Origin of the sequence: Alteromonas sp. S167, assembly GCF_036864375.1 — a bacterium.
Taxonomy (GTDB): Bacteria; Pseudomonadota; Gammaproteobacteria; order Enterobacterales; family Alteromonadaceae; genus Alteromonas.
On record NZ_JAZETR010000004.1, the window covers coordinates 37,423 to 61,335 of the forward strand.

Sequence of the window (23,913 nt, forward strand, 5' to 3'; positions counted from 1 at the left end):
CTTTTATTATTCTTTTAGTCGTTTTGTTTTATTTGTAGACACAAAAAAAGGGCTGGCCACAGACCAGCCCTTCTTTAATATCATTTAATTTCTCGTGATAGCGTAGCGGCCCGTTCCAATCATATCGAATGTAATATTGGCTGCTTCATCTAAGAATGGGTCTAATTCTTCCATATCTTCTGGTATGTCGTCCAATGATGCAACTGATTCAAGGCCCATTCGCTGTAAACGTTCGTTAGCACGCATCAACGCTCTCTCTTCAGCCTCTTTCTTGTCTGCTTCTCGCTCGGACTTAACTAACGAGATGTAGTTCTTATCTTTGTTCTCTTTGTACTCTTCAATATCTTCATAGATATAAGAAAACTCAGGATCTTGCATAATGCGCTTGTTATGCTTTGCTGTTAAAACATCTAGCGCAGCAGTACCGTCAGCAAATGTCGTATAGTTCGCACGGTTTATGCTATCCCACGGAAGAGCATTCTCTGCCTGGCTCTCGCCCCACTCTGACGGTTCAACCGCGGACGGGTATAAAATATCAGGGATAACCCCTTTATGCTGAGTACTGCCACCGTTAATACGATAGAATTTAGCAATCGTGAACTGAACACTGCCCAGTGGGTTGTCGTACAAGTCATAGATTTTTCCTAATCCACGATGCTGCTGCACAGTACCCTTACCGAAGGTTTGCTCTCCGATAATTAATGCGCGATTATAGTCCTGCATCGCAGCCGCAAAAATCTCTGAAGCCGAAGCGCTGTATCTGTCGACTAAAACAGTTAGTGGTCCATCATAAGCAACTTCACCGTCGGTATCGCGATTTACACTCACCTTTGTCTGCCCATAGCGTATTTGAACAACTGGGCCCTTTTCAATGAAAAGGCCGGTAAGCAAAGTCGCCTCTGTAAGCGAACCACCACCATTACCGCGCAAATCGACAATTACGCCTTTCACATTTTGCGCTTTAAGACTTTCTATTTCTTTTGCTACATCTGCGCTTAAGTTATTGTAGAAGCTTGGAATGGTAATAACGCCTAGCGGCTCACCGGCATTAGGGCCTGTTTCTGGCGTATAAACTTCAGACTTTGCAGCTCTGTCTTCTAATTTAATTTTATCTCTTGTTAGGCTTACAACCGATGTTGTTTTCGCGTCAGATGCGCCTTTTTGAACTTGAAGACGAACTGTACTTCCTTTAGGGCCTTTAATTAGCTCTACAACTTCGTCTAAACGCCAGCCAATAACGTCTACAAATTCTTCGTCGTCTTGTGCAACACCGATGATCTTATCTTCTGGTTTTATAGCACCAGACTCATCGGCGGGGCCACCCGGCACAACACTTTTGATAATGGTGAAATCATCTTCGCTTTGCAAAACTGCGCCAATGCCTTCAAATGACAAATTCATATCCATTTGAAACCGTTCAGCGTTGCGAGGTGATAAGTAGCTAGTGTGCGCTTCAATAGTACGTGCGAACGCATTCATTGCCGTTTGAAACACATCTTCGCTTTTAGCTTGAGTGGTACGTTTGATAGCGCGAGTATAACGCTTGGTTAGAAGCTCTTTCGCTTCTTCCCAGGTCTTATCCGCCAAAATCAAATTTAGCGCATCGTACTTGACGCGCTGGCGCCAAATCTCGTCAAGCTCAGCCTTCGTAGTAGGCCAATCGGCATCTTCGCGATCGTAGTAGAACTTATCGCCCTCTTTTTCAAAATCAAAAGGGCCTTTTTCTAGCACGTCTAAGGCGAATTCGTAACGCTCAATGCGGCGCTTGGCACTTACGTTGTACATATCGTACGCCACCGACAAATTGCCTTTGCTCAAAGCATCATCAAATAGCGTGCGGTATTTCTCAAAGCTCACGACATCAGATAAAAGTAAAATCTGCTTGTTGTGGTCAAGAGATTCGATAAAACGTTGGTAAACACGTGCAGAGAGTGCGTCATCCAACGATATTTCCTTATAGTGCGCTCGAGTAAAAAGCGCGCTAACACGCTTTGCAGCAACACTGTGCTGCGACTCTTGTTGTAATATAGGTAATTTGTCAACGTCAGGTGAAGAGGTTACTGCCCCTGCGCCAACACCTACAGTAAGAAATGCACTAGCAATGGAAATTCGAAGGATGTCTCTCATATTTACGACCTCTTGGTGCGAGCCAAACGTAAAGCGTCTGCGTTTACTTTAACCACCATGCCTGAATCTAACTGAACATGAATACCGTCTTTCGCAACTTCTGTTATTACTGCTGGCATGGGCGCCTTACCAAGCTTAACGGTAACTTGCGTGCCTTGCTGTAAATCACTCTCTGTTAATTTCGCAGGTGGTATATTGTTTGGTCTGTTATTTTTCGGTTTAGTTCCGCGCTTACTATCAGCTTGGTCCGAATTTCCGACTTTTTCACCTTTTGGGCGATTAAATTGACGTTTTTCTTTTCGCTTTGGCTGTTGAGCTTGCTTTGCCTTTCGCTTTTCAGCTGCTTTAGCTTTACTTTCTTCAAGCTGCTGCTGAGCGTGGTCTGCATGCTCTTTTTCGATAGCGTCGCCTTCAACACCGTCTAAATCGACGCGGTTGGCGCCTTCCTTAACGCTGTATAGATAACGCCAGCTATTCGTGTAATGACGTAGCGTAGAACGTAATAACGTTTTACTTACACGTTCGTCATCAGCTAAGCGCTCTGCAAGATCTTGAAAAATTCCAATCTTGAGTGGACGGGCCTCGCCTTCAACACTAAAACATTGAGGAAAGGTATGTGCAAGGAAAGCAATAACTTCCTTACTATTAGTAAACTTCTCTGGTGATTCCATTAACTTTCTAAATTATTTAGGAGATTTCTTCGTTGCTTTCATCATCCCAAGTTGCCAGCGTGTGGTCAACCCAATCAAGCAATTCGTCGTCATCTATTTCTAATAAATGCTTGTCTTGTTGCCAAGATTCCCAAGCATGGTGCAAAATTTGTTCTAATCGCTGCGTTTCAATATCTTCATCTGCGGTGTCGTATATTGCGTGAAGAATAAAGTTTAAACGTTCAGATGCCTCGTCTGGGTCATCGTGAAAGTCTTCCATATCTTCAAACGTTGATAGGACAACATGAATGTCTACACTCGATTTCATGACTTATTACCGCTGTGATTCAACTAAGGCATGTGCGATTTTAATTAGCCCCTTTTCATCTTCTTCATCAAACCTATCAAATTCAGGACTATCAATATCAAGCACACCGATTAACTGGTCATTAAGAACAAGGGGAATAACAATTTCCGAGTTAGACGCCGCGTCACAAGCGATGTGACCCGCAAACTGGTGTACGTCAGCAATGCGCTGAACTGTGCGTGTTTCGGCACTAGTTCCGCATACGCCTTTACCCATTGGTATTCGGATGCAGGCTGGCTGACCTTGAAATGGTCCAAGAACCAGCTGCTCTTCTTTGAACAAGTAGAAACCCGCCCAATTAACCGATTCAAGATTATTGAATAATAAAGCGCTAATGTTCGCCATATTAGCGATGAGATCTCGCTCGCCAGAAACCAAGCTTTCAGCTTGGCTAATCAACTGGTTGTAGAGTTGTTCTTTCAAACGTTTTTTCCTGCTATTGAACAAGCTTAAAAGTTACGTTAACACGCGCTTCTGTGGTTTTAAGTCCTGGTAACGATACGGATGTATCGCTGGCAAAAGCTTCGGCGCGCATGATTGGAACGGGCATATTGCCACCTGTTTCAGATATTGCAACTACTTCGCCTATTTCCACCGATAATTCTTTTGAAAGTAGCTGTGCACGATGCTTTGCATCCTTCACTGCCAGTATTAATGCTTTCTGATAAGCGTTTTCATCGTTCACTGAAATAAATTCAAATTGTTGAATGCGATCTACACCACGTTTTAACGCGCCGTCTATTACGGCATCATAGTTTTCAATATCAAGGGATGTGATGGCTATTTCTCTCGTTAACACGAACCCCTCCTGTATGCGCCCTTTAGGCGTATTGTTGTATCTAGGGTTTAGCCGAACCTGCATGCTTTGTATGTTTTGCTCTGCAATACCCTGTGATAATAAAAAATTCACAATGCTGTTCAGTTCTGCTGTGACTTGTTGATTAAGCTTAGACACAGTTGCGCCTTGCTCTTCAACGATAAAGGTTACTGAATAAGCGTTTGGGGTTGAGTGTATTTTACCGATACCTTGAACATTGATAACCGCATCATTCGCAAAAGAAGCAAACGATGTAAAAGTCATTATTACTATAGAAATACAGCGTTTAAACTGTCCTAAAACGTGCTGACGAGTGTAAATTGAAGCCATAAATTCATTCCTTTTTTGACGTTTAATTGCCGTTTTATTTTGCACAAGAAATATGAATATTAAGTGAACAATGTAGTTTAAGGTTACCTTACAAAAGAGGTAGCAGCGACGTAATACAGAGCGTTACAACGTAGGAAGAGAGTAATGTTTTTCTAATCAAACGTAAGGTTTTTACGTTGAGTGGTCTTTTTTTAAGGTCAATCAAAAAAGACTAGCCAACTAGACTAGTCTTTTTTAAATAAAATCAACACTCGTTAAGCACAGTTATTCGCGTTAACGAGCTACCGTATCAACGCAAAACCTGTCTAAGAGCGGCAAGACAATGGTCAATGTTTCGAGGCTTACATGCGTAACCCATAAGACCTATCCTCCAAACTTTTCCTGCATGTTCACCTAAGCCAGCGCCAATTTCTAAGTTAAAGTCTTCTAGCAGCTGCTTTCTTACACTCGCGTCATCTACACCATCTGGAATTTTTACAACGTTCAATTGAGGAAGTCGGTAATCGCTATCAACGGTTAATTCCAACCCAAGGTCCTCAAGGCCCGCTGCAAGTTTTGCATGTCCATCTGCGTGCCGTTGCCATGCATTTTCAAGCCCTTCCTCTTTAAGAATAAGTAGCGACTCATACATAGCATACATACTGTTTACCGGCGCAGTGTGGTGATAAGCGCGTTTTGCACCCTTACCCCAATAGCCCACGATAAGGTTCATGTCTAAAAACCAGCTTTGTACTTTAGTTTTTCTGTTTTGTATTACGTTCACTGCTTTGTCGCTAAACGAAACGGGCGAGATGCCGGGAACACAACTCAAACATTTTTGAGAACCCGAATAAATTGCGTCAATTTCCCAACCGTCAACGTCAAGTTCTATACCGCCAAGCGAGGTAACGGCATCAACAATGGTTAAGCAGTTGTATTGCTTCGCAAGTTGGCAAAGCAACTTCGCTTCATTGCGCACACCGGTTGACGTTTCAGCGTGAACGAACGCTAAAACCTTGATATCGGGATGCGCTTTCAATATATCTTCAACGGCATTGAGGTCGGTTTGCGTTCCCCACTCGTTTGAAACAGTAATGGCTTCACCGCCACAACGCTCAACGTTTTCAACCATACGCAAGCCAAATACACCGTTTATACAAACAAGTACTTTGTCGCCTGGCTCTACTAAGTTTACAAAACAAGCTTCCATTCCCGCTGAACCCGGCGCGGAAATAGGCATCGTTAAGGCATTTTCTGTTTTGAAGGCATATTGCAGTAACGACTTTGTTTCATCCATTAATTGAATGAAAAGTGGATCTAAGTGACCAAGTGTTGGTCTTGCCATGGCATTTAAAATGCGAGGATTTACATCGGATGGCCCTGGTCCCATTAAAGTGCGTTCAGGCGGAATAAAAGTTGAAAGCGATTGCATAATCCATCCTCATCAGTTTTACAAAATTCATTGATAGGTATTCGTTATTGACCACATAGTACGTTGTTAAACATGTTGTACAACCGTTTGTAGCGAACATAAACATTATGAATGTAAGAAGGGGAATGTATTTTCTAAACAGCGGTGGATAAATTGTGAACAAGCAGTGCGTATTTTGTGCACTTCAGAAATGGAACAAAAGTAGAGAAAAATAACTGGTAAGACCAGACTATACTATATTGAAAAATAACGTATATTCCAGTCAGTGGGCCAACAAACAAACAAATGTTTTAAAATAAAGCGTCAATTTGTTTATAAAACGTACAAATGTATCCTATAATCATTGTCCGTTTGAAATATTTTATTTAAACTCTCCCTGTAAAAGTTAGCGCACGGCTCAGCAATGAGCCATTCCCCTAGGCCCGGAACGTTTGTTCTGGGCATTTTTTATTTAGCGCCGAGTGTTTTCATGCCGTTTTATAAAGCGCTCAATGACGTTTTATAACGCTTTGCATTCTCAACGTAATGCGCTGCCGATCCTTTTAGTTTCGGTTCAACGCTCTCGTCTAACGTCTTTACCACTTTTCCTGGCGAACCCATCACTACGCTGTAATCTGGTACTTCCATGTTTTCGGTTATCAATGCGTTAGCACCGATAATGCAAAACCTTCCAATTTTTGCACCGTTAAGTACAACAGCGTTTATTCCTATTAAAGAATAATCGCCTATTGAACATCCGTGTAACATAACTTTGTGACCCACGGTAACGCCGTTACCAATAGTAAGAGGAATTCCAGCGTCAGTGTGAAGCACACTTCCATCTTGAATATTGGTGCTTTCGCCAATAGTAAGTTTATCCATATCGCCACGAAGAACGCTGTTAAACCAAACACTTGAACCTTGCTTTAACTCTACATTTCCAATTATGTGAGCGCCAGGAGCAATGAACACATCATCGGCTATAGTTGGTTTTACCTCATCCAATTGATAAATCATGGGGGTTCCTTTTAGTTTGTTTTTATATCTTTTTGCTCAACGGATTTAATACTTATCGGTGCTCTGACAACAGCATACACTTAGTCAACTTTTCGCATTAAACCTTCTTGCGTAGTTGAGGCAACAAGCTCACCGTTTTGATTAAAGATCTGCCCTCTTACCAACCCTCTCGAACCACCGCTGAATGGGCTTTCCATTGCATACAGAAGCCACTCGTTCATATTTACCGGGCGATGAAACCACATAGCATGGTCAATAGTAGCAATACGAAGAGATTTATCGGTTACTGCCACACCGTGCGGCTGTAAAGAGGTACTCAAAAAATGATAATCTGATGCATACGCTAGCGCTGCTTGGTGCACTGATAGACCACCTTCAAGCGTGTCTCTCGCTTTCATCCAGATATACCGTGTTGGCTCTCTTTTTACTGGTTGGTAGGAGTTAGCCGCGTCTACGGTACGTATGTCTACAGGTTCATGATAACTAAGCGCTTCGCGCATAGGGCGCGCGATTTTGTCAAAGTGCGCTTGATAAAACTCAATATCAGACTGCACTTCCTCAGGCGGTGGCACATCTGGCATTGTCGGTGACTGATGTTCCATTCCAGCATCTGGAACTTGAAATGACGCCGTCATATAGAAAATATTACGACCGTTCTGTATAGCTTTGACGCGTCGTGCGGAAAAGCTTCGTCCATCACGAACAATTTCAACGTCATAAACAACAGGCTTTTTGGCATCGCCTGGTAGAAGAAAATACGTGTGAAATGAATGTGCGACGCGGTCTTTTTCTACGGTTTCATAAGCGGCTGCAAGGGCTTGTCCCAGTACCTGTCCGCCAAATAAGGCTCTAAAGCCTAAATCCCAACTTTGGCCGCGATAAATACCAGCCTCAACGGTTTCTAGTTCAAATAGTGATGATAGTTTTATCTCAGACATTAATTTAGTTCTCTTCAGTAACCGCTTTAGGGTTTCTAGGATAGTATTTCTCAGGCAGTTTTGCCTTGTGCTCGAAAAAGCGAGTGTCTTTGTAAGGCAGTTTCATAAAACCTGAAATTCCCAGCCCTTCAATAAGGGGAATTTGTTCTACTAGTTTCGCCAGCAAGTTTGTAAAACGTTGCTCTTGGCTATGGTCTAGCAAAGTATAATAGTTATGTATTTTTAGGTGCTTTGGTAACGCTTCAAAAATAATACAACCGGTGTGATGAATTGCATTGAGTTGCTTAATGGTCTCAATAATCTCATCCGGTAGTTTTAGCAATTCGTCGGGATCATCCCCATCTTCAAAATAAGAGTGTGTTCTGCTGTCATCTTTTTGGGCAGATACCTTTGAAAGCTCGTAACGAATTGATAGCGATTGATCGGGTGTAAAGGTGTGCTCTTCACTCTCTCTTTCTATATGCAGCGTATTTTTAGCATTGAACATACAGCATTTAAAAACGGCAGGCTTGTGAATTGCCCTCGCTAAATTAATCACATTATTAACCGCAAGTTCGAATGCTGTTTTTACACTTTCATCATACAGGTTTAGTGATGAATCAACATAGATACCTTCCGGCTCCCATCGAACAGCCATTCCGCCCACAACAGGGTATCGTCCCAAACGACTTATTGCAGACACAAATGCTTTTTCAGTATCTCCCATGCCTTGGAGATAGTTCTTGTAGTATCTGTCAAATTGAGCATCATCGATATAACGAAGATCGTCAGCATCTTGCTGGCCCAAAATAGCCTGCTGGCGCAAATACGATTTACGAGAACTATAAACTACGGTTTCAATTTGCTCGTCACTTTTTGAAAGCCACGTAGGAATCAGTGGCGTGTAAGTGGGAGGCATATCTTGGGTAAACACCATATTCTTAAGCACGTGCAGGTGGTTGAAAAAGTAATCTCCACCTTGACGCCTTTGTTTAGGATCTTCACTCAACATATACTCTAAAATATTCGCCAACATTTTAGGTAATCCCAGAGAAGATGGTGTAATAACACGACTTCCATAACGACAAGACTGTCCAGAGGCCAGTGCATATAAGGTGCTCGCCAAACCTTGCTCATCAAACCGAGGGCTTGATAACGCACCATTTAGCTGTTCCTCACCAATAAAGTAGACATCGCCAAGACGTGCATTAGTTTGATGAAGTTCGCCAGACATCAAGTCCATCACATTGTTGCCGACGTACTGACCATCGATATCGGTTTGCGCGAAAACCGATGAACCCCAATCGATGAGACTAATGGTTTCGCTGCTCTCATCCCACACAAGATTAGATGGCTTAATGTCGCCGTGTACTATTGGCTTAATTTCACCGTGGTCCGTATAACACCTGAATGTAGATAAAAGCTCACCAACCTGCACGGCTATTTTAACAATGATGCGCGGCGGAAGTGGCCCTTGCTTTAAGCTTACTTTCTCAAGGTCATCACCAGGCGCTCGTGCCATTACTAAAATAGACTGCTTTCGTATTTGCTGATACTCAATAAACATTGGAACATGCTCGTGCTCAACATGAGAGAGCATGAAAGCTTCTTCCTCTAAGCGGTCTTGGACGTGTTGTGGCAGCGTTATTCTGGAAAACTTAAATACCCGCTCATGGCCGTCAGGTGCTGTGCCAGCGAACGCGAAGCCAAAAGCGCCCTTGCCTAACAATGAAATAGCGGTATAGCCCAGACCCTCTAGCTGTGATTTACACAAATTTACCCAGTCTTTAAGCTTTTTAGCATCAGCATGTGATAGCAGATAAATTGATTGCTCATCTGGAATGTAGAAGTGCTTTAGGCCTTTTAGCTGTGACATAAGTTACGCGTCTTTATTAAGCCATGTAAGGTTTGTTGAAGCCAATGGTCCCATATGCTCAACAGCTTCTAGTAGCGCACAAGATAATTGCTGGTCTAATTGCCATGGCGGATTTATCACCAACACTCCAGAACCATACATACCCGCATCATGTTCATTTTCAGCAATGCAAATTTCCGCTTTGAAGCAAGGACGCCCTAGTTCAGTTAGTTGCTCAAGCATTTTTTCACTGGCACCGTGTTTTGCGCCGGCTCGTGCAGATAAAAGTGGATACCACACCACTATTTGCGCCTGTTGCCATCGCTTAAACACATCTTTAACGCCTTTTAGCACATCATTATATTCCGAAGCACGTTCATAGGGTGGGTCTATTAAGATAGCCCCCCTATTGGGCTTTGGTGGCGTCAATGCACGAAGCCCCTCATACCCGTCCCGTTTATGTAAGCGAACATTTTTTACGCGCAACGCTTTGATATTTTGCTCAAGCTTACTGTGCTCGGCTGGATGTAATTCCATCAAGTGAAGCACATCATCAGAACGCTTTTCAGCTACACTAATTGCCGGAGACCCCGGGTAACAGCTTTCTGACATAAAGGTGTTGCAAAGCGCTAGATATTCACGCAATAAATCAGCGGAAGGAGTAACATTGGCTAACGCTGAGATACCGGTTAAAAACTCTTGGTTTTTTGCCGACATGTCGTCTTTTAAGTTATACGTCCCTGCACCTGCATGAGAGTCGTAGAGTGTGAAGGGTTTATCTTTCTTTTTTAGAGAATTTAATACGCCCATCCAGCACAAATGTTTTACCACATCTGCATGGTTTCCAGCGTGAAATGCATGTTGATAGCTAAGCACGAAGCCTCTATATTTGTCGAATATCACCGTAATACGCTAATGATAACCTTATCTTTAACGTAGGTACATTAAACAAAAAAAGGTTGATGCTTTTAACATCAACCTTTTTCTTGCTGTTAGCTATTAAGCATTACTTTAAGTGCATAAGCATTTTTTCAGGCTGGGTTAAATAGCTCATCCATAGATTGTTAAACTTAACCATTGTAGCACCGTCGATAATACGGTGATCACCAGACCAATTTACCGCCATAATATGCTGTGCAAACACATTGCCCTGCTCGTCAAAACGAGGAAGTTTCTGCGTCTTACCTAGCGCCACTATTGCAGCTTCTGGTTTATTGATGACAGGCGTGGCTGTAATGCCGCCAATTGCACCAATATTAGAAATACTTATAGTACCTCCTTTAAGGTGCTCGCCTGCAATGCGACCTTCTCGCGCTTGATTAATGATTTCCTGCATCTGCGTTGCAATATCAAGTAATGACAGGTTTTGTACACCTTTAATATTAGGTACCAACAAGCCAATTTTAGAATCAACGGCAAACCCGATATTGTGATCATCAAAATAGGTCAATTCGCTTGCATCATCGTTTAGCTGACTATTAATAACAGGGAATTCTGTTAAGGCTAATGAAAGTGCTTTTACGAAAAATGGCATAAAGCTGAGTTTGATATCTTTTGCTTCAAACTCTGGCTTAAGCATTTTTCTAAGCGCCATCAAGTTATCCATAACCACTTCATCGCTTACTGTGAAGTGAGGGATAGTGTAAACAGAAGCCGACATTTGTTTTGCCATAGCAGCCTGAATACCACGTACTTTTTCAACGCGTACACCACCAGATGTGCTAGTTGGCGTTACCGTACTGCCCTGTGCAGTTGCGGTAGAAGTTTCGTTAAGTTCTTTAGCCTTGGCGTTACTATTATTAGCATTAAGCGCGATAACATCGGCTTTAAGAATGCGCCCTTTTTTACCGGAACCAGTAACGCCTGACAAATCAATATTATGCTCTCGCGCAACACGTCGTACCGCAGGGCTAGCTAACACTTTGCCTTCAATAACAACGGGGGGCTCGTATTCCCCCTCTTTGAACTTAGACGGGGCGATATCTGCCGTTGGCTTATCTTTAGATGACGTTTTTTGTTGGCCTGTTGAATCACCGCTTTGAGCAGGTGCAGTGCTAGACCCAACGACTGCTGCCTGTTGGTTTGAATCTGCTGCAGCGCCTTCACCCGCAACTAAAAGTGCAAATAACGGAGTATGTACTTTAGCAATGTCTCCTTGTGCGTGGTAAAGCTTGTGTACAACACCAGCATTTTTAGCAGGGATCTCAACTACCGCTTTATCGGTCATTACTTCAACAACCGCCTGATCTTCTTCTATTTGGTCGCCTTCGCTAACATTCCATTTAACGATTTCGCATTCAACAATGCCTTCACCGATATCAGGTAAAATAAAGTCTTCAACAATCCCTTGCGCAGATTCATTTTGCGGCATATTAACGTGTGTGTCCGCAGCCGTATTAGAAGACTCTTCGCTTGGCTCGTTAACATTCTCTTGGTTGTCTGATGCAGTCTCTTCATCATCAGGTTGCATTGCAAAAAGTGGCTCGTGAACTTTAGCAATTTCTCCAACAGCATAGTGAAGCTTTTTTACAGTACCGGCGTGCATAGCTGGTATCTGGACTGTAGCCTTATCGGTCATTACTTCCGCTACAGGCTGGTCTTCTTCAATATGTTCGCCTTCTGAAACCAACCACTCTAATAATTCGCACTCAACAATCCCTTCACCGATGTCGGGCAAAATAAATTCAATTGTCATTATTCTTCCTCCCAACTTTAGTAGTGCAGTGTACGTTTAATGGCTTCGTACGTTTTTGTTTCATCAGGCATGTATTCTTTCTCATGCGCTAATGGGTAAGGCGTATCAAGGCCACAAACACGGGCAATTGGCGCTTCTAAGTACAAGAAACAACGTTCCTGTATTGATGCTGCAATTTCACTCGCGAAGCCACCTGTTAATGGCGCTTCGTGGTTAATAAGCAAACGGCCTGTTTTCATAACAGATGCCATTACGGCCTCAACGTCCCAAGGAAGTATGCTGCGAAGATCGATGATTTCACACGATACGCCATCTTCCAGTGCCATAGCCGCTGCCTTTTGAAGGATTTCTATCTGTGCGCCCCAACCTAACAAGGTTATATCGCTCCCTTCTTGTACAACGTCTGCTTTTCCAAGAGGAAGTTCATAATCTTCTTCTGGTACATCAGCAACAGAAGCTCGATACAAGCGTTTGGGCTCCATAAACAATACGGGGTTTTTGTCACGAATAGACGCTAGTAAAAGGCCTTTCGCTTGGTAAGGGTCGCGCGGCATAACAATTTTAAGCCCAGGGCAATGAGCGAAAAACGCTTCTGGCGACTGACTGTGATAATGTCCGCCTGCTATTCCACCACCGTATGGCGTTCTTATAGTTAGCGTGCCTACATCGAATTGCCCACCCGAACGGTAGCGCCATTTTGCAGTTTCATTCACAATTTGGTCGAACGCGGGGAAGATATAGTCACCGAACTGAATTTCAGCTACCGGCACTGAGCCTTGCGACGCTAAACCATTTGCAAAGCCTATAATGCCTTGCTCCGTTAGCGGCGTGTTAAAGCAACGTGCTTTACCAAACTTTTCTTGTAAATGGCTAGTCGCGCGGAATACACCGCCAAAATGCCCCACGTCTTCACCAAACACCATTACCTTTTCGTCTTCGGTCATAGCGGTGATTAGCGCATTATTTATCGCCTGCAATAAATTCATTTTAGCCATTACTTCACTCTCCCTGCTGTTTTAGGGTACATCTGAGGGTACTTTTTAATATGCGCTTTTAATTCATTAAGCTGCTCTTTTAAATGCCAAGGCGGCGTGTCGTAAACATCTTCAACAATGTCATCAACATCACAAACGTCGGTTTTCTCGCAGCTTTTCATTGCGGCTAAAACGTCTTGACGCGCCTTTTCAACACGAGTTTGGTTTTCTTTTTCATCAAACCAGCCTTTGCTTTCAAGCCATTTTGCCATTCTCGCAATAGGGTCTTTTGCGCGCCATTTATCTTCCTCTTCTCTTGAACGATAGCCTGTAGGGTCGTCAGATGTAGAATGAGCCGCTAATCGATAGGTCATAGCCTCTATTAACACTGGGCATTTTTCTTCAATAGCAATACGGCGAGCTTCTTTAGTGGCTGCATAAATCGCTAACGCGTCGTTGCCGTCAACGCGAATTGTTTTAATACCATAGCCAAGACCACGAGATGCAATGCCGTCGCCAGCAAACTGTTCCTCTGCAGGTGTCGAAATTGCATAACCGTTGTTTCTACAGAAAAATATTACTGGACACTTCAGCACAGCTGCCATATTCAGACCAGCATGAAAATCGCCTTCAGATGCGGCACCTTCACCAAAATAGCAAATAGTAACGACGTCTTTGCCAGACATCTTTTGTCCGTAGGCATAACCTGACGCCTGTGGAATCTGTGTGCCCAGTGGCGACGAGATTGTCATAAAGTTTAATGGTTTATCGCCATAGTGAATGGGCATTTGGCGCCCTTTGTTTGGGTCGGCTTTATTACTGAACATTTGGTTCATGAACTGTTCAGTTGTGTATCCGCGGTATGCCAATGCACCTTGCTCGCGATACTGCGACATAATCATATCGTCTTTAGTCAATGCCGCCGCGCTAGCAACAGACGCTGCCTCCTCGCCTGTGCTTGCAAGATAAAAACTGATTCTTCCTTGGCGCTGCGCACCCACCATACGCTCGTCGAGTACACGGATGTACTCCATAGTATTATAAATTTTTAATGCTTCTTCTTGCGTCAGTTCTGGTTCTACCGCGTTTTCGGCAACACCACCTTCAGCAGTAAGCACTTGTAGCATTGGTATATCAACCACGCCATTAGAAATGATCTCGACCTTGTTTGTTGTTTTTACTGAGGCCAAATGGTTTCTGTTTTCCACACGCATCCCCTTAAAAATGAGGGTTAAAATTCGACAGTTACAATATTTACTATGCTAGTAGACTCTGTGAAGGAGCGTCTTTTTTATTGGTGTAATTTTTTGATTGGCAAAGAGAGTAAAAATGTCAACAAAAGACAATAAAGAGGACAACCATCCTAATAAAGTAAAACTTATGTAAATTTTATGATAACGGAGTAGGATGAGCGTTTTCGTTAACAACTTTAAATGTTGGTAAATTAGTGTAGATAATTTTGTGATAATTGACCGCTTTTCACACCGAAAGCCTACATTTTAAACAAAATACGCTCTGCTTTTTTCTGCTCTTTCAAATTAAACAGAATGTATAAATGTAACAAAATGTGTAAATTGTTTATTTCAGAAATACCCGTTACAAATCGAAAGAAAGTGTGCTAGATATAGAGATACCGACGGTAGTGTGCACGAGAGAAAAGGCGAATGACCTTTGTGTATACGAATCGAAATCGTTGGGTTCCAGGGAACTATTCACACGAGAATAATTATGAAAAAAACAATTCTTAGCGCCTCTATAATGATGGCACTATCAGCAACTTCGGTTGCTGCATCAGACAGAGTAAATCTAAATACCCTTCTACAAACACAAGTTAAAAATGCGACGGTTGAAAGCTCAGCGCTTGAGACTCAAGGCACAACTTGGTTAGTAAAGGCGAAAGGTGACACGGCACTTTCTCGCGCAGAAGTTGCCTTGATGAAAGAGCAAGGCCTTTCATCTGTTGGTTCAAACTCTGACGTTACGCTAGACACAGACGCAGGTCTTGACCTTCTTCAACAGCAAATTGAATCGTTAGGACTTGACGTAACAGTTACATCAAGAACTAAAAACCTTGTTGCTGGTTTAGTAATTGACGGTTCTTCAACTGCAGTTGCTGAAATTCAAAAATTAAGCGGTGTTGAAAGCGTTCTTCCAGTGTTCAACTCTAAACTTCACATCGATGACAGCGCGGACTACATCAAAGCAAGCGGCCTTGTTACAGCAAACGTTGCTAGCGGTATGGGTACGCGCGTAGCTATCCTAGATTCAGGTCTAGACTACACGCACGCTGCGGTAGGCGGCCCAGGTACTGCTGAAGCCTATGCAGAAGCGACTGCTGATTTAGCGGATACGCCAGCATGGCCAATCGGTCAGGTTATTGGTGGTTTCGACTTCTTTAACGGCGACCCTGATCCAATGGACAACAACATCCACGGTACGCACGTTGCGCACTCTGTTCTTGGTGTTGCTCCAGACGCAGAAGTTTATGCATACACAGTATGTGACCAGTCTTGTCCAGGTGCTGCACAGCTTGCAGGTCTTGAAGCTTCAATGGACCCTAATGGCGACGGCGACATTTCTGACCGTGTAGACGTAATTAACATGTCACTAGGTGGCGATTTCGGTACAAACCGTGGTGGCGCTGTAGCAGAACTTATCGACAAAGCTGTTGAGCTAGGCGTTGTTGTAGCAATCTCTGCAGGTAACGATGGCCCTACTCCATTCATCGTTGGTGGTCCAAGTACAACAACTAACGCACTGTCTGTTGGCGCTATGACTCACCCTACGGCTGAAACTGCAGAAGTATCTGCAAGCATTGGTGACCAGAGCGTAACTGCATTTGCTGCAGCGTTTAACCCTGAGCCTGAGTTCTCAGTTGATAGCACTACGCCAATTATTTACGCAGAAGCAGATACTAATGCTACTGGTTGTGCGGCGTATACTACTGACCTTTCTGATTCAATTGCATTAATCGACCGTGGCGGTTGTGCATTCACAACTAAAGTACTTAATGCGCAAGCGGCGGGTGCTGACTTTGTAGTTGTAGCAAACAACGTTGCTGGCGACGGTGCGTTCACAATGGGCGGTACTCCGGCTTCTGAAGTTACTATCAACTCAGTAATGATTTCACAAGAAGACGGCGCGGTATTAAAAACTGCTATCGAAGCTGACACTGCAACGTATGCATTCGCTTCTGAGCTAGTAGTGAAAGATGGTGCAATTGCAACCTTTACTTCACGTGGTCCTTCAGTTGACGGTTTACTTAAGCCTGAAATTACTGCACCAGGTACGGCAATTGACACTGCTGTTGCTGGCACAGGTGACGGTACTTCTCCAATCAGCGGTACTTCATTCTCTAGCCCAATCACGGCTGGTGCAATGTCTATGCTTGCTGAAGTATTCCCAGGTCGTAACGCGTTCGAACTGAAAGCAACGCTTATGAACAACGCTAACCTTGACGTAACAATGGAAGCGCGTTCAGTTAACCCTGAAGCAGAACTTGCCCCAATCAGCTACATCGGTGCCGGTCTTGTTGACGTAGAAAAAGCGTCACAATCGACAACGGCAGCTTGGGATAGCGCAACTAAACAAGCAGCACTTGCGTTTGGTCTTCTAGGTCTAAGCGAAGAAGCGTCTATCACCAAAACAGTAACGGTTAAGAACTTCTCTACCGAAGCAAAAACTTACACGCTTTCAGACGTAGCGCGGTTTGCTGACGATGCAGCAACGGAAGCACTGACTATGGACTATCCTTCGTCAGTAACGGTTCCAGCTGGTCAAACAGTAACATTCGACGTAACAGCAACTATCGACCCAGCGAAACTTCCTGAGTGGAATCTAGCGGGTGACGAGTCAGCTGCTGACGGCACTGCCGCACTTACAAATGTTGAGTTTGACGGTGCACTAATGCTTACTGATAGCAACGATGTTTCAATGCACCTTGTTTATCACGTTCTACCTAAAGCGTACGGCTCAGTAACTATCGGAAGCGAAATTACAGAAGACGGCGTTGTTCGTACTGTTACAAACACAGGTGTAACTGACTTTGGTACTGCTATGGTATCTCTAATGATTGATAGCGGCGTTGACGAAGATAAAACCTTCGACATCGTGAATACATCACTAGAATACTTGGGTGTTTCTGCAGATACCTGTCCTTCTGAAGCTGTAGTCTTCACAAACATTACAATGCGGGACCCAATTTCGTCTTTACATCAGGCGGGTTGGTTCATGGACGTGGATGTTGATAGTGACGGAGTGTACGACTTTACGGCTCAGACAATGATTGCTCCTATATTCGGTATTGATACAAGTGAAGTTCTTACTTGGACGCGTCCGTTTAATAATACAGGCGTCATCGGATCTCTTTTCGGTACAATCCATGAACCGGGTAGCAACGTTCTTTCATTGATAAGCTGTGTCGATGCTATCGGCCTAACTATAAACGATTTAGGTTCTGCTAATGCTACTGTTGCATTCCGTGCAGAGGATAGCGATTTTGATGTATTCCCAGCAGTTGCATATGACGAAGACCTAGTAGTTACTAACTACTCGTTCCCACTACTTTCTACACCTACTGTAACTGATGCTGCTGGTGAGCCTGTTGCATCTCTTGCCCCTGGTGAAGTTGGTATTCTGAACGGTGTAGGTAGCGGTGGCTTTGCTTTCCTAGGTGAAAGCGGCGCAGTAGTATCTAGCATTGCTCGTGACGGCGGAAACGCTCCAACAATTGAAGCGCAAGCATTCGATGTAGACGAGAACGCAGCAGACGGTACTGTAGTTGGTACAATCACTGCTACAGACGTTGATGGCGTAACTAGTCCAGTATCTGAAATCTTTGTTCAGTCTTCTACCTCAAACGCGTTCTCAGTATCGCGTGCTGGTGAAATCACTGTTGCAAACTCTGCACTTCTAGATTTCGACGCTGGTTTCGAATCAGTAACAATGGAAGTTGTTGCTATCGATACTACTGGTAACGTATCTGAAGCCGCTGAAGTAACAGTATCTGTAAACAACCTAGCTGATGAAGCAAGCGAACAGCCTGCACCAGCTGAGCCGGTTGAGCCACGTCGTAGCTCTGGTGGTTCTATGGGTTGGATTGCACTACTTCTTGCTCCAGTAGCATTCCTACGTAGACGTGTTAAACGTTAATAACGTGGTTAGTAGAGTAATTTAGAATATTTAAAAAGGCCGCGAAAGCGGCCTTTTTTATTACTAATTTCTGTTATTTATTGGTGTTATTAGAGGGAACTGCCTATTCATCACTTAAATTTGCGTTAACGCTGTCAGGAAGCTTCTTGTTTGGCTGTACACCTAACTCTCTAAATCGCTCAATCTGCCGTACTATATTGCCTCGACCTGCAGATAGTTTACCCATTGCACTATCGAAACTAACTTGTGCATTATCTAATGACTTACCGACTCTCTCCATATCGTTAACAAAGCCGACGAATTTGTCGTAAAGCTTTGCGGCATGTTCTGCAATATGTTGCGCATTCTGATTTTGATATTCGTACTGCCAGATGTTGTTAATAGTGCGAAGAGCCACTAACAAATTAGTAGGGCTAACAAGCATGATATTGTGGTTTAACGCTAGTGAAACCAGGTTAGGCTCTTCTTCAATGGCCAACATAAATGCAGGCTCAATAGGAATAAATAAAAGCACATAGTCTAGCGTCTTTAGACCTTTCAGCGATTGATAGTCTTTTGCGCCTAACCCCTTTATATGGCCTTTAATCGAAGCCACGTGTTGTGCTAGATGCTGGCTGCGCTCAACTTCATCTTCACAGTTATAAAATCGCTCGTAAGCCGCTAGGCTAACTTTAGAGTCTATGATTACGTCTTTCTCATTGGGCAAATGAACAACAACATCAGGTTGTAGCCGTTTACCGTGTTCGGCGGTAACCGAAACTTGGGTTTCATATTCATGGCCCTCTCGAAGGCCAGATTCTTGTAAGATACGCTCTAAAACTACCTCGCCCCAGTTGCCTTGCTTTTTATTGTCACCTTTTAGTGCACTAGTGAGGGCTGCAGCCTCTTCTGTAATCTTCTGATTGAGTGCTTTTAAACCCAATATTTCTGTTTTAAGTGAAGCGCGCTCTTGCCCTTCCCTTATATGTTGCTCGGATATTTGCTTTTTGAATCCTTCTAATTCGTTTTTGAATGGTGCCAATACCGCTTCAATATTGTTTTTCGTTTGTTGGGTGTAGCGCTGCTGCTTTTCTTCAAAAATTTTATTCGCTAAGTTTTCAAACTGTGTTTGTAAACGCTGCTCTGACGCCGCCATTGTAGCCAACTTGTCTTCATGCGCTTCATGAAGCGCTTCAATGCGCTTTTGCTGCGCATCATTTTGCGCTTGCGTACGTGCAACAATGATTCGCTGCTCATTTAGCTGTTGTTGTAATGATTGATTCTCGTCTTTCACTGAATGCAGTGTGTCATGGCTTACTTGTAATACTGCGTTTTCTTGCATTAATTCAGAGTGTGATGCTTGCAGATTAGTGTATTGCAGATGAAGGTTTGACACTTCCTTTTGTAAGTTTCGCATTCGCCAGCACACTGCTGCCGTTATTGTGAGTGAGGCTGCACCGCCAAGTGCAATTAAAGAGGAATAGCTGGAGATATCGTCAAAATTCATAGCGCAGAATCTTACTGTTATTTTATACAGCACTATAAACAAAATTCACAAATAAAAACAGGTACTCTTGGTACCTGTTTTTGTTATTTAGCGAAATAGCAGTTAGCGATTAACTAAACGCCTCTACCCTTAAAAAGCAATATGGCTTTTATTTAGAAAGTGACTTGTCTAAATCTTCAATCTTCGCCTTCCAAATAGCTGGGCCAGTTTTATGTGCGTTTGCACCAGTACTGTCTACTGCAACCGTAACCGGCATATCTTCCACTTCAAATTCATAAATGGCTTCCATACCCAAATCTTCGAATGCAACGACGCGCGACTTTTTGATGGCTTTCGATACAAGGTAAGCGGCGCCACCAACAGCCATTAGGTATACTGCCTTGTGTTTAGCAATGGAATCTACCGTTGCTGGTCCACGCTCAGCTTTACCAATCATGCCAATTAAGCCTGTCTTCTCAAGCATCAAGTCGGTGAACTTATCCATACGTGTAGCTGTTGTTGGACCTGCTGGGCCTACAACTTCATCGCCAACAGCATCAACTGGGCCTACGTAGTAGATAAAGCGGTTTGTTAAGTCTACACCCCCTGGAAGACCTTCACCGTTATCCATCATAGTTTGAATGCGTTTGTGTGCAGCATCACGACCAGTAAGCATCTTACCAGATAGCAGTACAGTCTCGCCTACTTTCCACTCTTGAATATCTTCTTTGGTTACTTCATCAAGGTTCACACGGCGCGTGTTTTCACTCACTTCCCATGTAACTTCTGGCCAATCTTCCAATTTTGGTGGCGTTAACTCTGCTGGGCCAGAACCATCAAGATAGAAGTGTGCGTGGCGCGTTGCAGCACAGTTGGGGATCATCGCAACGGGTTTAGAAGCTGCGTGTGTAGGTAACGACATTATTTTTACGTCAACAACGGTTGTTAAACCACCAAGGCCTTGTGCGCCAATACCTAGTTTATTTACACGCTCAAAAATTTCTAAACGCAGTTTTTCATCGGTAGTTTGCGGTCCACGCTCAATAAGTTCTTGTATATCTACAGGGTCCATTAGGCTTTCTTTTGCCAATACTGCTGCTTTTTCCGCAGTACCGCCAATACCTATACCCAACATACCCGGTGGACACCAACCTGCGCCCATTGTAGGGAGTGTTTTTACTACCCAATCGGCAATGTCATCGCTAGGGTTTAGCATTACCATCTTAGATTTGTTTTCTGAACCGCCGCCTTTTGCTGCGATCATAACTTCAATTTTCTCGCCCGCTACCATATCAATATGTACAACAGACGGTGTGTTGTCTTTTGTATTGGTGCGCGCGCCTGCTGGATCAGCAACTATAGATGCACGCAACGGGTTATCAGGATTGGTATAGGCTCTACGAGTACCTTCATCTACCATCTCCTGTACAGTCATATCTGTTTTGTCCCATGTCACGCCCATGCCTACTTTAACAAAGCAGGTAACAATACCTGTATCTTGGCAAAGTGGACGTTTGCCCTCAGCTGACATACGAGAGTTGATAAGGATTTGAGCCATTGCATCTTTTGCGGCTTGGCTTTCTTCTTTGTTGTACGCCTCTTCAACTGCTTTAACGTAGTCTAGTGGGTGATAGTAGGATATAAATTGCAGGGCATCTTCAATGCTGTCAATGAAGTCTTGTTGACGGATAACGGTCATGACATCCTCTTTTTTATTTGGCTTTCGTGGTCTTAGCTCGCTAAAAAAGCGTATACTAGCGCATCTATTATCGTCGCACCATGTAAAAACTTACAAGTAATACACAACCGTAACTTATAGTCGTTATGGCGCGGCGGAGATGTAGACACTTATTCAACGCTATTTACGACAAGAATTTACGTAATATACAGTAAAAGTATAGTAAAACAGACCTATGACAACAGCTGCTTCTTTACAAGTTTGTGTGACCCAATTATCCGATGCCACACTGAGTAAACTTGTACATTCAGAATCCTTCGAGCGCTCTCAAGTATTTAACACAATTTTTAAGCGTATCGCTCATCATCCTTGGTCACTGTTGCTAGATACATCTGGATCTCAACAAAGTGATGGCCGGTATAATATTATGGCTTTTGCGCCCTCACTTACCGTTACCGCAACAAAAGGTAATGTGTATTTAAGCGACGAAAACGGCACTCAATGTGTACCAGAAACGCCTTTTGAAGCAACAAGAAAATACCTTCACAGCAAAGTAGTTAATACAAACGTTATTAGTGAACAAAACATAGATGATTTGCCGTTTATAATCGGCGTTGCAGGCATGGCAGGTTATGACGCTGGGCGATTTTATGAAGCGTTGCCAAGCGTGGCGAAGGACGATTATGAAACTCCCGATTTTGCTGTGGGGCTTTATCTCTATTCAATTATTGAAGATACCCAAACGGGCACTTTCTACTATTGTTCTTGTGATGGAAGTAACTATCCTCACTTTATTGAAAAGAGTTCTGACCGCAACTCAAATGGTAACCAAGATTCCGGTCTATTTAAGTTAACATCGCCTTTTTCTTCAAACCTGTCTAAGCCACAATACACTGAATGTATCGACAAAATTCACCATTATTTAAAGGCAGGTGATTGCTATCAAGTGAACATGGCACAACGCTTTTCTGCGCGTTTTGAAGGTGACGTATGGGAAGCATACTGCGAATTACGTAACCAGAACTCAGCGCCATTTTCGGCGTTTCTCCGCACCCCGCTAGGCTGTGTTGCATCCATTTCACCGGAGCGCTTTATGCGCGTAAAAAACGGCAAGGTAGAAACCAAACCTATTAAGGGCACACGACCTCGTTATAAAGATAGCGTTAAAGACGCTCAAAGCGCTTCAAGTCTGTTAAATGCTGAAAAAGATCGCGCTGAAAATCTTATGATTGTTGACTTACTAAGAAACGATATTTCAAAGCACTGTAAAGCACACAGCGTTGAAGTTCCTGCATTGTTTGCACTTGAAAGCTATAAAGCGGTTCATCATCTTGTTAGCACAGTTGTAGGCGAACTAGAGGAAGATACATCTCCGCTTACGTTGTTGGCATCGGCCTTTCCTGGTGGCTCTATAACAGGTGCACCTAAAATTCGCGCAATGGAAGTGATTGACGAGTTAGAGCCGCACCGACGTAATATCTATTGTGGCAGTATCTTCTACATGGGCTTCAGAGAAGATATGGACTCAAGCATTTGTATAAGAACCGTACTAGCAGAAAACAACACACTACACTGCTGGGCCGGTGGAGGTATTGTGTTAGACTCAAACGCTGATGACGAATACCAAGAAACCTTAGATAAGGTCTCTAAGATAGTGCCTGTGTTAACTGCATTAAATAAGTAGATTTCGTGACAAGATTTGAATTTATCTCTCAATTTCAACATATACGCCAGCCTAAAATAGAGCCAGATTTTCCCCTGCGTAAAACTGGCCGGCCTGCTGCGGTCTTAATTCCGCTGGTTGATTACGGAGATAAGCTTAACGTACTTCTTACCGAGCGTGCACACCATCTCAAACACCATCCTGGGCAAATAAGCTTTCCTGGCGGCGCCGTTGATAAGACTGATAAAGGCTATTTTGATGCAGCGCTACGCGAGGCTGATGAAGAAATAGGGTTACCGCCTCAAAACGTAGATATCGTTGGTATGTTACCCCGCTATCGTACAATAAGCGGTTACGAGATTGCGCCTGTTGTAGGTTTTGTTAACCCTAATTTTACGCCAGTGATTGATAAAAATGAGGTGGAAAGCGCGTTTGAAGTGCCGCTTAATCATCTTTTGAATAGAAAAAATCATTTAATTCACACTACCCATCGCGGAAATCAGTCATTTCCAATATATTTCATCCCCTATAAAGAGCGTATGATATGGGGGGCTACTGCAGCCATGCTGCGCAACTTATCTCATCACATTCATCCATAAGCGATCCCTTGCACTAGTCTTCCTTTACTTTTCCTTCTGCCTTTCGTGATTTCTGGTACTGGACTGTTTATAGCGAGAAAACTATAAAGCATCAGGTTGACTATAAATATTTGTTTACAGGCTATTAGCAAAACTAATCACGCTATTAGCTTTTCTTTATTGTAGTTATTACCTTGTGGATGCATGATCATCCCATTAACTTTGTTTAACAATGAAGA

Annotated in this window: 18 protein-coding genes; 3 read left to right on the forward strand and 15 right to left on the reverse strand. The window is 43.4% G+C overall.

Translation table 11 applies throughout. The features are described 5' to 3' along the window. Window positions 1–84: 84 nt before the first annotated feature. The 13 genes from prc to V7R35_RS07935 form a co-directional block, all read right to left on the reverse strand. Window positions 85–2,127 (reverse strand): carboxy terminal-processing peptidase, encoded by a 2,043-nt coding sequence (gene prc / locus V7R35_RS07875; RefSeq protein WP_334014194.1) that lies wholly within the window; start codon window positions 2,125–2,127, stop codon window positions 85–87. Between the two features lie 2 nt (window positions 2,128–2,129). Next, the gene (gene proQ / locus V7R35_RS07880; RefSeq protein ID WP_334014195.1) at window positions 2,130–2,798 is read right to left on the reverse strand and encodes an RNA chaperone ProQ; all 669 of its coding nucleotides are present in this window, start codon (window positions 2,796–2,798) and stop codon (window positions 2,130–2,132) included. 16 nt (window positions 2,799–2,814) lie between these two features. After that, window positions 2,815–3,105 (reverse strand): hypothetical protein, encoded by a 291-nt coding sequence (locus V7R35_RS07885; RefSeq protein WP_334014196.1) that lies wholly within the window; start codon window positions 3,103–3,105, stop codon window positions 2,815–2,817. Window positions 3,106–3,111: 6 nt separating this feature from the next. Further along, the gene (locus V7R35_RS07890; RefSeq protein WP_334014197.1) at window positions 3,112–3,567 is read right to left on the reverse strand and encodes a GAF domain-containing protein; all 456 of its coding nucleotides are present in this window, start codon (window positions 3,565–3,567) and stop codon (window positions 3,112–3,114) included. Window positions 3,568–3,580: 13 nt separating this feature from the next. Further along, window positions 3,581–4,291: an SIMPL domain-containing protein gene (locus V7R35_RS07895; protein ID WP_334014198.1), complete on the reverse strand. Its 711-nt coding sequence runs from the start codon at window positions 4,289–4,291 to the stop codon at window positions 3,581–3,583. Between the two features lie 289 nt (window positions 4,292–4,580). After that, the gene (locus V7R35_RS07900; RefSeq protein WP_334014199.1) at window positions 4,581–5,702 is read right to left on the reverse strand and encodes a pyridoxal-phosphate-dependent aminotransferase family protein; all 1,122 of its coding nucleotides are present in this window, start codon (window positions 5,700–5,702) and stop codon (window positions 4,581–4,583) included. A 477-nt stretch (window positions 5,703–6,179) separates the two neighbouring features. Then, complete coding sequence (locus V7R35_RS07905) at window positions 6,180–6,698, reverse strand: gamma carbonic anhydrase family protein (RefSeq protein ID WP_334014200.1); 519 nt, start codon at window positions 6,696–6,698, stop codon at window positions 6,180–6,182. Window positions 6,699–6,778: 80 nt separating this feature from the next. Continuing rightward, window positions 6,779–7,636 (reverse strand): acyl-CoA thioesterase II, encoded by an 858-nt coding sequence (gene tesB / locus V7R35_RS07910; protein ID WP_334014201.1) that lies wholly within the window; start codon window positions 7,634–7,636, stop codon window positions 6,779–6,781. A gap of 4 nt (window positions 7,637–7,640) precedes the next feature. Next, window positions 7,641–9,491 carry a protein kinase domain-containing protein gene (locus tag V7R35_RS07915; protein WP_334014202.1) on the reverse strand — a complete coding sequence of 617 codons (1,851 nt, stop codon included), beginning with the start codon at window positions 9,489–9,491 and terminating at the stop codon, window positions 7,641–7,643. Between the two features lie 3 nt (window positions 9,492–9,494). Continuing rightward, a complete protein-coding gene (locus tag V7R35_RS07920) occupies window positions 9,495–10,346 on the reverse strand; it encodes a 23S rRNA (adenine(2030)-N(6))-methyltransferase RlmJ (protein WP_334014203.1) in 852 nt (283 codons plus the stop codon). 130 nt (window positions 10,347–10,476) lie between these two features. Then, window positions 10,477–12,165: a dihydrolipoyllysine-residue acetyltransferase gene (locus V7R35_RS07925; RefSeq protein WP_334014204.1), complete on the reverse strand. Its 1,689-nt coding sequence runs from the start codon at window positions 12,163–12,165 to the stop codon at window positions 10,477–10,479. Between the two features lie 17 nt (window positions 12,166–12,182). Next, window positions 12,183–13,160 carry an alpha-ketoacid dehydrogenase subunit beta gene (locus tag V7R35_RS07930; RefSeq protein WP_334014205.1) on the reverse strand — a complete coding sequence of 326 codons (978 nt, stop codon included), beginning with the start codon at window positions 13,158–13,160 and terminating at the stop codon, window positions 12,183–12,185. After that, window positions 13,160–14,347, reverse strand: a complete 1,188-nt coding sequence (locus V7R35_RS07935) for a thiamine pyrophosphate-dependent dehydrogenase E1 component subunit alpha (protein ID WP_334014206.1) — start codon at window positions 14,345–14,347, stop codon at window positions 13,160–13,162. Before V7R35_RS07935 ends, V7R35_RS07930 begins: the two co-directional genes overlap by 1 nt. Window positions 14,348–14,867: 520 nt before the next feature. Here V7R35_RS07935 and V7R35_RS07940 point away from each other — a divergent pair. Continuing rightward, the gene (locus V7R35_RS07940) at window positions 14,868–18,290 is read left to right on the forward strand and encodes a S8 family serine peptidase (RefSeq protein ID WP_334014207.1); all 3,423 of its coding nucleotides are present in this window, start codon (window positions 14,868–14,870) and stop codon (window positions 18,288–18,290) included. Between the two features lie 103 nt (window positions 18,291–18,393). Here V7R35_RS07940 and rmuC read toward each other — a convergent pair whose 3' ends face one another. Together rmuC and V7R35_RS07950 are read right to left on the reverse strand one after the other, a co-directional pair. Then, a complete protein-coding gene (gene rmuC / locus V7R35_RS07945) occupies window positions 18,394–19,686 on the reverse strand; it encodes a DNA recombination protein RmuC (protein ID WP_438823454.1) in 1,293 nt (430 codons plus the stop codon). A 238-nt stretch (window positions 19,687–19,924) separates the two neighbouring features. Further along, window positions 19,925–21,454, reverse strand: a complete 1,530-nt coding sequence (locus V7R35_RS07950) for a fumarate hydratase (protein WP_334014209.1) — start codon at window positions 21,452–21,454, stop codon at window positions 19,925–19,927. Between the two features lie 214 nt (window positions 21,455–21,668). On the opposite strand from V7R35_RS07950, the gene pabB reads away from it, so the two are divergent. Further along, window positions 21,669–23,117 (forward strand): aminodeoxychorismate synthase component I, encoded by a 1,449-nt coding sequence (gene pabB / locus V7R35_RS07955; protein ID WP_334014210.1) that lies wholly within the window; start codon window positions 21,669–21,671, stop codon window positions 23,115–23,117. A gap of 5 nt (window positions 23,118–23,122) precedes the next feature. After that, window positions 23,123–23,695 (forward strand): CoA pyrophosphatase, encoded by a 573-nt coding sequence (locus V7R35_RS07960; protein WP_334014211.1) that lies wholly within the window; start codon window positions 23,123–23,125, stop codon window positions 23,693–23,695. Window positions 23,696–23,913: the final 218 nt, after the last annotated feature.